Origin of the sequence: Brachyspira innocens ATCC 29796 (assembly GCF_000384655.1) — a bacterium.
Classification (GTDB): domain Bacteria; phylum Spirochaetota; class Brachyspiria; order Brachyspirales; family Brachyspiraceae; genus Brachyspira; species Brachyspira innocens.
In genome coordinates this window covers 1-10,251 of the sequence record NZ_ARQI01000059.1, presented here as the reverse complement: position 1 = coordinate 10,251, position 10,251 = coordinate 1, and the positions used below count along the sequence as shown (strand labels likewise).

Genomic DNA, 10,251 nt, shown 5'->3' with positions numbered 1-10,251 from the left:
CCTTAAATTTAAATTACGCTTTGGGCGGGGATTAAATTAAAATTTTGAAAATTATTTTAACTCCCACCCTCTAAATTTTAAAGCGTTGATATGTTACTTATAAATTATTTTTCTTCTTTAGCTTTTACTGTTACTCTGGCTGCCCACCCAAGTATTTTTTAAATTTGTAATGCTCTTCAACGCACGTTCAATCGATTCTTATATAGTGCAAAATTAGAATTATAAAATTGAACTATATATAAAAATACTCTCTGCGTGCGTTTAGAAAAGCCTTAATTTAAATAACGCTTTGGGAGGGTGCTATTTTTGAAGTGTAGACTTAAAATATTTAATTAAAACATATTAAAAAAATAAAGCTATTAAATCTTAAAGGGCGGGGATACAGAATAATTTAAAAATTGTTTAACATAAAGTTTTTAGTTGGTTTATAGTCAAACGAAATTATATTTTATAAAAAGCTATTTAGAAAGCCTTTATTTTTAATATGTCATGTATATGAACTATTCCAATAGGTTCATTATTCTCTTTATCAACTACAACAAGATTTGTGATTTTACCTTCCATCATATGCAAAGCCTCCCCTATTAAAGTATCTTCATAAATAACTTTAGGAGAAGTATTCATAATATCTTTAACTTTTTTAGAGAGAATATTTTGTATATCATTGTCTTTTACAAGAAGCCTTTTTAAATCTCCATCTACTATTATACCTTTTAGTATATTATTATCATCAACAGCAATGGCTATGCCAAGTTTGCATTCTATTATTTTAAATAGAGCCTCTTGTAAAGTAGCATCGATAGATATAATAGGTAAATTTTCAGTATGCATAATGGATTTTACTTTAGCTAACTGTCTGCCTAAACTTCCACCTGGGTGAAAAACAGCGAAATCTTCTGCTCTAAATCCTCTAAGCTCCATTAAAGCAGTAGCAAGAGCATCAGATAATGCTAAAGAAGCAGTAGTACTTACAGTGGGAGCTAATTTTAAAGGACAAGCCTCTTCTTTAACATAAGTCAGAAGAACAATTTTTGCATTTTTGGCAAGAGTGGAATCTATTTCATTTGTAACAGCAATGTATGGAATATTCTGTCTTAAAAGCCAATTAACAAGCTCTATAATCTCACGCGATTCTCCGCCTTTAGAATAAAGTATGCAGTAATCGTCTTTTGTAATCATACCAAAATCGCCATGCATACATTCATTAGGGTCTACAAAGAAACTTGGTGTTCCAGTAGAGGCAAAAGTGGCAGCAGCCTTTCTCGCTATATGACCGCTTTTACCTACTCCTGATGTTATTACTCTTCCTCTGATTTTAAAAAGCTCATTCACAGCATTTTCAAAATTACTGTCAAGTTTATCAGATAAATCTCTAAGATTTTCACTCTCTAATAAAAGAGTAGTCTTTCCACGTTCTATTATATTCATACTAATCTATTACTGCCTTTCATTATATTGTTATCAATCTATTACGTAACTTATTAAGTTTCCTGCAAGTCCTTCTATAGCTTTATCAATATACTTTTTATCTTTTAGCTTTTTCTTATATAGGTCTATTTTTTCTGGATTAATTTTTACAGCTGTTTTCATACAATACCCCTAAATAAATATATCTTCTATAAAAGATATTTCACGCTTATAATGGGTATCGTCTATTAAAACTGCCCCAAAGGAACATTTTTGATTAAAACTTAATCCTTTTTCAATTAAGTATTCTTCAGCTGTTTCGTATAATTTTCTTTTCTTACGTTCAGATATTGAGTAAGCTGCATATCCAAAACTTCCTTGTCTTCGATATTTTACTTCTATAAACACAATAACAACTCCTTTTGTCATTACTAAATCTATCTCTCCTCTTGTTTTTTTTCCTTTAAAGTTTCGCTCTAAAAGAGAAAAACCAAGTCCTTCGAGATATTTTAAGGCAATATCCTCTCCTAGATTGCCTATCGCTTTTTTGTTAGCCATTTCTTATAATATTACTTTTCTTCTTCTGTATCTAATATTTTTGTTTTTACCTCCTCCAAAAAATTATTATCTTTATCAACACCAGCTATAAACAGTTGATTAGTTTCTAATAAATTAATAGTTTCTCCATCTTCAATAAACTCTCCATTTTCATTGGATACTATTTTTATAATCGGTCTGATTGGGAAATTCGGATTGGTAGCAAAAACAAAACCTTTTCTTTTATCATTAAGAAGAACTATACAGCCTATAGGATATACTGTAAATATACTTACAAATGTTTTTGATATATTAGGATCATATTTAGTATTTGCCCCATGTATAATTTCTCTGACTGCATCTGAAAGAAAAATATTTTTTTTACTGCTTTCCATATTTTTTTCAAGCATAAGATTAAATGTAGATTTATGTTCATGATTTTTAGATTTTGACACTGATATTCTTTTATGCTTAAGTATTTTTTCTACTGAATGTGCTATAGAAACTATTTTAGTGTAGAGATGTATTTGATTTCCTGTTAATCCTCTAGGATACCCTTTACCATTATAAAGTTCATGATGGGCTAATGATATAAGGGCTACTTCTTCCTCGAAACGGAAGCTGTTTTTCATTATTTTATATCCGTAAACAGTATGCTTTTTCACTTCATTGTACTCTTCAGTAGTAAAGCGTCCTAATTTATTTAATATTTTATCAGGTACTTTGGTTAGACCTATATCATAGAGCATAGCACCAACACCCAATTTTTTTACTCTGTTTTCAGAGAATTTCATAGCACGCCCTATCATCATAGATATCATTGATACATTCAACGACCTTATATAATATTCATCGGCTTTTGGGAGATTTGAAAGATTAAAAAGCTGAAGCACACTATTTAAATTTCTTTCCATTATATCCAAAATTTCATCTATAATCTCATTAAGTTCATTAATATTTACTATATTATTATTTTTATAATTACCCAAACTTGTTTTTACTTTCTTTATAATATTAAAATATATTTTTTTAAATACTTTATACTCTCTTATAAACTTATCAAAATCTGCACTAACCTGCTGCATTTCTATAGAAGCTGCTTCCTCAACAAATACTTCCTCTATATCCCATTTTTTAAGCCTCATTATATCATCTTCTTTAATCTCTATATACCCAGTAGAGGCTATGAAATCATTATACAAGTATATGTCTTTTTTCTCTGCTTTAGTTTTAATATCTTGAACGTTTATTTTATTAAATTTTCCCATAGCTTTATTCTGCCTTTAATTTATATATATATTTTAATATTATACTTACTGCTTCATATAGTGAATATGGTATCTCTTCGCCTATTTCTAACTGCATCAAATGATGAGCGGTTTTTTCATCAGAAATAACAGGAACTTTGTTTTTATGTGCTGTCTCTACCATTTTTTTTGCTAAATAATGCCTTCCTTTGGATATAACCACTGGGGCATTATGTATATCCCTATTATATAATAAGGCCGCTGCTGCTTCAACATCTTTATTTTTCATTGTTATTTCCTTGCAAATTTATTTCTATCTTTATATTTTCAAAATCCTTTATCAGATTCATAATCTCTTCTCTATCAACCTTATTATACAGCTTTTTATCAAATAATTGAATATCAAATAAATATTTATTAGTCTCATATTCAGATATTTTTATTTCACATAACTCTTTATCATCATCATAAAAAACAAAACTTAATTTATTTTTCATTTCGCTTTCTTCTTTGTTTATATATAGAAGAAGTTCTTTTACCTCACCATTTATGATAAAAGGTATTGGAAGCATAAAAACAGTTTCTTTAAAATTTCTATTCTTCCTATTAGAAGAAAGTATTTTAAGAACAAGCATAAGCATATTAGAACTATCAGAAGATAATTCACCCTGAAGCATATCAAAGAGCATAAACCATGCATTAAAATTAGCATTTGCATGTATATATTTATCTAAATTTTCTGCTAGATTATTATTGCTGTTTAAGGCAGCAGTATTTAAAAGCATTAGTAATATTTCGGTTGTTTCAGTATTTTTGTTAGAGTTTTTTATAATGCTAAGAATGTCATTGAAATGTCTAAAAATATTTCCTAAAGAATTTATTTCTTCTACCGTTAAATATACCCCGTTAGACATTGCATTTAATATGAACTTCTTTTTATTGATGTCCAAGTCTGGAAGGTATTTTAATATAGTCTCCAAATATCTGATATTTTCATGGCTTGGTTTTATTCCTTTTTCTAGTAATATATTAGAAATTTCGGAATTATCTCTAGTTATGTTAACTAAAATATCTTTTTTTGTGCCGATATTTTTTAAATTTTCTCTAGCCTCTTTTAGGCTTGAAGCATCTTTTAATAACGTTAATGTTATCTCTCCGTTCTTTCTTCCTACTAAAGCAAAGCCTTTTTCTGTCATGCCGTTTTTAAATAATGCTGTAACCTTATTTCCCATTATATTTATTAAAGCTCTGTCAGAATCAAGTTTACGCATTACAGAATACCTTACTATATCGCCGTCTTTTATATTTCCAGAATTATTTTTGTTTGTTATATTATTAAAATATTTACCTACATTAAGCATGTAATTATTATATGCTGTTTTATGAATTTGTTAATAGTCAGTATTAATTTTAATCATATTATAATTGTTTAGCCATATTAAAAATATGCTTAAAAAATCAGGCACTCACATCTATAAACTTAAACTCTTTTACATCAAATAAACCATTTGTAGTGAGTTTTATTTCTGGTATAACTGGAAGTGCCATAAATGATAAAGTCATAAAAGGGTCTATATCTCTATTAACATTAAGTTCATTATAAGCTAATTCATGCATTGAATATATTTTTTTTACTATATCGCTTGGCATTTCATTTGACATAATGCCAGCTATTTTTAATTCCAAAGTATCAAGCACTTTAGATTTTTTTACTATGGTAATGCCTCCCGAACATTTTTCTATTTGTTTTATAGCAAGTATTATATCTTCATCATTATCTCCAACCGCTATTATATTATGAGAGTCATGGGAAACACTAGTTGCTATTGCTCCATTTTTTAATTTATAATTTTCTATTAAACCCAAACCTATTTTACCAGTTCTTTTATGCCTTTCTGCCACTACCAATTTTAATATATCTACACTCTTTCTGTATTTAAAATATCCGTTTTCAAAGCCCACTATTCTCACACTTTTTTCTGTTATCAAATCTTTATTCACTATTCTTATAACATTAGCCTCATCTGTTTTTAATTTTATCTGTATATCATTAACAGTGATAGGGGCAATATTTACAGTATTAAAAATATTATCATTATAATCATCTTTTTCTGTTTTAAATAAAGCATGTCCATTCTCTGAAACCAATTTGCCATCTATAAATACTTTATTAGTCTTAAAATCTTTCAAATCATCAAATAAAACAATATCCGCCTTATATCCAGAAGCTATCAAACCAATATTTTTAAGCCCGTAGCATTCTGCCGCATTAATAGTAGCCATAGCAATAGCATTAAATACATCAAGACCATGTTCAACTGCTATTTTTAAATTATGAGATATATGCCCGTACTTCATTATATCGTCCAAATGCTTATCATCAGTACACATAGCACATCTTCTGGCATTGCTTTGATTAACTCCCTGTAAGAGCGAAGCTAAATTCTGAGCAGCAGAGCCCTGTCTTAAAAGTACATACATTCCATTGGCTATTCTTGCCTTTAAATCTTTAGCAGATACGCATTCATGATCAGTATAAACTCCAGCAGCCCTATAAGCATTAAGTGTTTTTCCTCCAAGCATTACTCCATGCCCGTCTATAATCTTATCCGAATTGATTGCCGCAAGTAATTTTTTAAGTACATCTCTATCAAGCGATAATACCCCTTGAGCATTCATCATCTCGGCAAGTCCGAATATATCATCATCATTTATAAACTCTTCTATAGTATCAGCATCAAGTATAGCTCCAGAATCTTCAAAGCCAACAGCAGGCACACATGAAGAAAGCATAAACTTGCATTTTAAAGGACTCTTTTTAGCAGAGTTAATCATAAATTTTATACCTTCAATACCGCATACATTAGCTATTTCATGAGGATCTGTTACTATTAAAGTAGTACCGAAAGGAATAACCACTTCTGCAAAATTAGCTGGCGTACACAAAGATGACTCTATATGCACATGTGAATCTATAAGTCCGCTTGTAGCATAAGAGCCTTTAGCATCTATAACTTCTTTGCCATTATAAGAACCTACCCCTACAATATAATCATCTGAAATTGCAATATCAGCATCAGTAATCGTTGCAGATATTGGGTCTACTACCTTGCAGTTTCTTATCACCAAATCAGCCAAAACCTTACCGCTTGAAACTTCTATCATTTTTGACAATTTTTCTATAGTCATGAATAGTCCTTACAATTTAATATATATTTTAAATATAGTAAATTATAAGGATATTTTCAAATAATATTTTAAGTTGATATTATATTATTTATATTATATAATAAATACAATTTTTTAATGCTGATTAAATATATTAAGGTCATTTATGAAAAATAAAAAATTATTTTTTATTATATACATATCATTTCTTATTATTTGTCTTATTGCTTTAATAACTTTTTCTATTTTAGGAAATAAAAAAAGAATATGTTATTTAGGAGATTTTAAGTTTGATGAAACTCATATAAATAAAACTTTAGAATTAAACGGATTTAATATAGAGGAAACAAAAAAGCTTTTTACTATAGATAATATATTAAATAATGATGATTTGACTAATTATATATTTACAAATGAAAATATCACAAATTACAGTTATGGTTTTAGGATAAAATATTATAGTAAAGTTTTCAGAAACAGTGATATATATGGAGTTTATATAGATACTAACAAAATTATAAATGATAATAATTTTATTAAATCTATAAAAATGTACGAAAATGGCAGTCCTTATGGTAATTTAGTTTCAGCAAAAATTATAGACTTTGAAAAGATAGATAATGTTTCATATAGGTTAAGATTAAAATTAAATTTTGTTGTATTTATAATATTTATTTTTATGTTTTTTTCTATTTTTATAATACCTTTTTCTAATAAAAAAATTAATTTCCTATACGATAGAAATTATAAAAAAAATGTATTTGCCAATTTACTTAAATATTTATTTTTTATATTTTATATAGTATTTATTATTATCGGTATATATCATCATGAACCTTGGAGAGATGAGGGGCAGGCTTGGCTTATAGCTAGAGATTTATCGCTATTAGATATATTATTTCAAACTGGTGTAGAAGGGCATCCATTTTTATTTTTCTTTATTATTAAACCATTTACAGCACTTCCTTTTTATCCAACACTGCATATAATAAATGCTTTTTTCATGATAATTGCTGTGTATATTATAATATTTAAAAGTAAAAAATATAATTTACTTTTGTTATTTTTTATAATATTTAATGATATCGTTATGTACGAATATCCTATTATTGCTAGAAATTATGGGCTTTCATTTATGCTTTTTGTGCTTATGATTTATTTTTATGAAAATAGATATACAAAAACAACGAGATATGTACTTTCAATAGGATTACTTTTAAATACTACAGTAGTGGGCACTTCAATAGGATTTATAGAATCATTCTTTTTTCTATACAAGATATTTTCAAAAAATAATAATACATTTATTAAAAAAAAGCTGAAAGATATTATCATACTATATTTATTCCTATTGGCTATTTTGTTTCAAATATTAATAATGGTTTATAAAAGATCTAATATATTATCATTTATAAAAAATGAACAATTTTTTTATTTATTATCCTTATTGATAGTACTGTTTGCGGCAGCTGTATTTTTTATTTTTGTTTATTTAAAAATCAATAACAAATTCACACTTCCAAAGCTTACTCAAAATAAAGAATTTATATTAAAATTAATATTATTAGTAGTATTTATTGTATCTGTCAATGCATTTTATAGATTATCAGATAGGCATTTATTTATATTTATACTATATGCTATTTATATAATAGATTCATTTTTTATAAAAAAACCTGATTTATTTAAATTAAGTTTAGATATATCATTTATACTTTTCATAGTCTATTTTTATGGTTTTAATATAAATGTCTATATTAATGATATTAAATATGATTTTTCTTTTTCTAAAAAAGCAGCTAAATATATAAAAGAAAATCAATATGATGATAAAAATAAATATATTATTATAATTAATGGTTCTCATTTCTTATCAGCTTCAATATCTCCATATTTTAAAGAGAAAATAATATACGATTCAGGACTAGATAAATTTATTACATTTGCTGACTGGGTAGAAAAAAGAAGAAATAATAAATATAATAATACAAATTTTATTACAAATATCAATAATAAAACTATCATTTCTTTAGATAAAGAAGGTAACGGACTTAAATATATAAAATTAACAAATTTTGAAGGTATATCAGAATCTATTACATTTTACATGGTTACAAATAAATAATTGAGGAGAACAAGAAATTATGAATAATAAAATGGTTATAATTATAGGAGCAGGACCTGCAGGACTTACAGCAGCTTATGAATTATTAAAAAATAATAAAAGTATGAATGTAGAGATATATGAAGAAACTAATGTAATAGGCGGTATTTCTCAAACTGTAAACAATAATGGAAACAGAATGGATATAGGAGGGCATAGATTCTTTTCTAAAAGCGATAAGGTTATGAATTTCTGGATTAATATTATGCCTGAAGAATCCAGCAGCATATCACCTGAAAATACAGACAGAGTTATGCTTATACGAAACAGACTATCAAGAATATTTTTCTTAAAGAAATTATTTAATTATCCTGTAACTTTAAGTAAAGATTTAATATTTAATTTAGGATTTTTAAGATGTGCCAAAATAGGTTTTAGTTATATTAAATCTTCTATTTTTCCATATAAAGATGTTGATTCATTAGAGAAATTTTATGTTAACAGATTTGGAAGAGAATTATATAATTTATTTTTTAGAGATTATACAGAAAAAGTATGGGGGGTAAAACCTTCAGAATTAAGTCCAGACTGGGGTGCTCAAAGAGTTAAAGGTCTTTCTGTTTGGAAAACAATAATTAATGCTTTAAAACCAAAAAACAAAACTGATGATATTAAACAAAAGGAAGTTGAAACTAGCTTAATAGAAAAATTTCTATATCCTAAATACGGACCTGGTCAGCTATGGGAAACTGTAGCAAAAGAAATAGAAAATATGGGCGGCAAAATATATTTTAATAAAAAAATAGAAAAAATAAAAATTGAAAATAATAAAGTTATATCAATAACCGCTCAGGATAATGAAACAATAAATAATATAGACCATTTAATATCAACAATGCCTGTAAAAGATTTAATACATTCTATATCATTGATGAGCAGCATTCCAGAAGATATAGCAATAACCGCATCCAAACTTCAATACAGAGACTTTATAACAGTAGGTTTATTATTAAAAGACATAGCATTACATAATAAAGACGGAATAGTAAAAGATAATTGGATTTATATACAAGAGCCTTATGTAAAAGTTGCCAGACTTCAGTTGTTTAATAATTGGAGTCCTTATATGGTATCTGATAAAAAGCTGCATTATGTTGGTATGGAATATATGTGTTTTGAAAATGATGAATTATGGTCTATGAGTGATGATGAGTTTATAAAGTTTGCTATAGGAGAAATGAAATCATTAAAATTAATAAAAGATGAGGATATAGTATCATCAAACATTGTTAAAATAAAAAAGGCTTATCCTTCATATACAGGTGTTTATAATGAGTTTTATAAGATTAAAGAATATACTGAAAAAATAGATAATTTATTTTTGATAGGAAGAAATGGAATGCATAGATACAATAACATGGACCATTCTATGCTTTCTGCTATGGAAGCTGCTAATTGTATAATTAATAATAATGTAGATAAAAGCAGTATTTGGAATATTAATACAGAAGAAGAATATCATGAAATAAAGACCAGACCAGACCAGACCAGACCAGACCAGACCAGACCAGACCAGACCAGACCAGACCAGACCAGACCAGACCAGACCAGACCAGACCAGAATTAATATGTAATGATTACATATATATTTTTTATAATAATTCAAAATATAAAAAATTACAACCTATTATGGATTATAGTCTTTAAGTAAACAACTTTTTTCATTTGTGCTGTACTTGAAAAAAATTATGAATTCATATAAAATAAACATAATATTTTTAAAAATTA

At 26.9% G+C, this 10,251-nt stretch carries 9 protein-coding genes; 2 read left to right on the top strand and 7 right to left on the bottom strand.

The window, feature by feature from the left end:
• Nucleotides 1–462: 462 nt before the first annotated feature.
• From F811_RS0101360 to ade, 7 genes are all read right to left on the bottom strand, one after another.
• On the bottom strand, nt 463–1,428 hold the full coding sequence (locus F811_RS0101360) for a KpsF/GutQ family sugar-phosphate isomerase (protein WP_020003511.1): 966 nt from the start codon (nt 1,426–1,428) through the stop codon (nt 463–465).
• Nucleotides 1,429–1,461: 33 nt separating this feature from the next.
• Nucleotides 1,462–1,590: a hypothetical protein gene (locus F811_RS17080; RefSeq protein ID WP_013113728.1), complete on the bottom strand. Its 129-nt coding sequence runs from the start codon at nt 1,588–1,590 to the stop codon at nt 1,462–1,464.
• Between the two features lie 9 nt (nt 1,591–1,599).
• On the bottom strand, nt 1,600–1,965 hold the full coding sequence (locus F811_RS0101350; protein WP_020003510.1) for a YraN family protein: 366 nt from the start codon (nt 1,963–1,965) through the stop codon (nt 1,600–1,602).
• An 11-nt stretch (nt 1,966–1,976) separates the two neighbouring features.
• On the bottom strand, nt 1,977–3,212 hold the full coding sequence (locus F811_RS0101345) for an HD-GYP domain-containing protein (protein WP_020003509.1): 1,236 nt from the start codon (nt 3,210–3,212) through the stop codon (nt 1,977–1,979).
• A 4-nt stretch (nt 3,213–3,216) separates the two neighbouring features.
• Nucleotides 3,217–3,480 carry an EscU/YscU/HrcU family type III secretion system export apparatus switch protein gene (locus F811_RS0101340; RefSeq protein ID WP_020003508.1) on the bottom strand — a complete coding sequence of 88 codons (264 nt, stop codon included), beginning with the start codon at nt 3,478–3,480 and terminating at the stop codon, nt 3,217–3,219.
• Nucleotides 3,470–4,552 (bottom strand): hypothetical protein, encoded by a 1,083-nt coding sequence (locus F811_RS0101335; RefSeq protein ID WP_020003507.1) that lies wholly within the window; start codon nt 4,550–4,552, stop codon nt 3,470–3,472. Before F811_RS0101335 ends, F811_RS0101340 begins: the two co-directional genes overlap by 11 nt.
• Before the next feature lie 97 nt (nt 4,553–4,649).
• Nucleotides 4,650–6,380 (bottom strand): adenine deaminase, encoded by a 1,731-nt coding sequence (gene ade / locus F811_RS0101330; protein ID WP_020003506.1) that lies wholly within the window; start codon nt 6,378–6,380, stop codon nt 4,650–4,652.
• A 145-nt stretch (nt 6,381–6,525) separates the two neighbouring features.
• Between ade and F811_RS0101325 the strand changes: the two genes are divergently transcribed.
• Nucleotides 6,526–8,484, top strand: a complete 1,959-nt coding sequence (locus F811_RS0101325; protein WP_020003505.1) for a hypothetical protein — start codon at nt 6,526–6,528, stop codon at nt 8,482–8,484.
• A 19-nt stretch (nt 8,485–8,503) separates the two neighbouring features.
• Nucleotides 8,504–10,090, top strand: a complete 1,587-nt coding sequence (locus F811_RS0101320) for an NAD(P)/FAD-dependent oxidoreductase (RefSeq protein WP_020003504.1) — start codon at nt 8,504–8,506, stop codon at nt 10,088–10,090.
• Nucleotides 10,091–10,251: the final 161 nt, after the last annotated feature.

What these genes read in the sequence shown, in the direction of transcription:
- F811_RS0101340 (WP_020003508.1), bottom strand. Translation starts at nt 3,480, where the DNA reads ATGAAAAATAAAGATGTTGAAGCAGCAGCGGCCTTATTATATAATAGG.
- F811_RS0101335 (WP_020003507.1), bottom strand. Translation starts at nt 4,552, where the DNA reads ATGCTTAATGTAGGTAAATATTTTAATAATATAACAAACAAAAATAAT.
- F811_RS0101350 (WP_020003510.1), bottom strand. Translation starts at nt 1,965, where the DNA reads ATGGCTAACAAAAAAGCGATAGGCAATCTAGGAGAGGATATTGCCTTA.
- ade (WP_020003506.1), bottom strand. Translation starts at nt 6,380, where the DNA reads ATGACTATAGAAAAATTGTCAAAAATGATAGAAGTTTCAAGCGGTAAG.
- F811_RS17080 (WP_013113728.1), bottom strand. Translation starts at nt 1,590, where the DNA reads ATGAAAACAGCTGTAAAAATTAATCCAGAAAAAATAGACCTATATAAG.
- F811_RS0101320 (WP_020003504.1), top strand. Translation starts at nt 8,504, where the DNA reads ATGAATAATAAAATGGTTATAATTATAGGAGCAGGACCTGCAGGACTT.
- F811_RS0101360 (WP_020003511.1), bottom strand. Translation starts at nt 1,428, where the DNA reads ATGAATATAATAGAACGTGGAAAGACTACTCTTTTATTAGAGAGTGAA.
- F811_RS0101345 (WP_020003509.1), bottom strand. Translation starts at nt 3,212, where the DNA reads ATGGGAAAATTTAATAAAATAAACGTTCAAGATATTAAAACTAAAGCA.
- F811_RS0101325 (WP_020003505.1), top strand. Translation starts at nt 6,526, where the DNA reads ATGAAAAATAAAAAATTATTTTTTATTATATACATATCATTTCTTATT.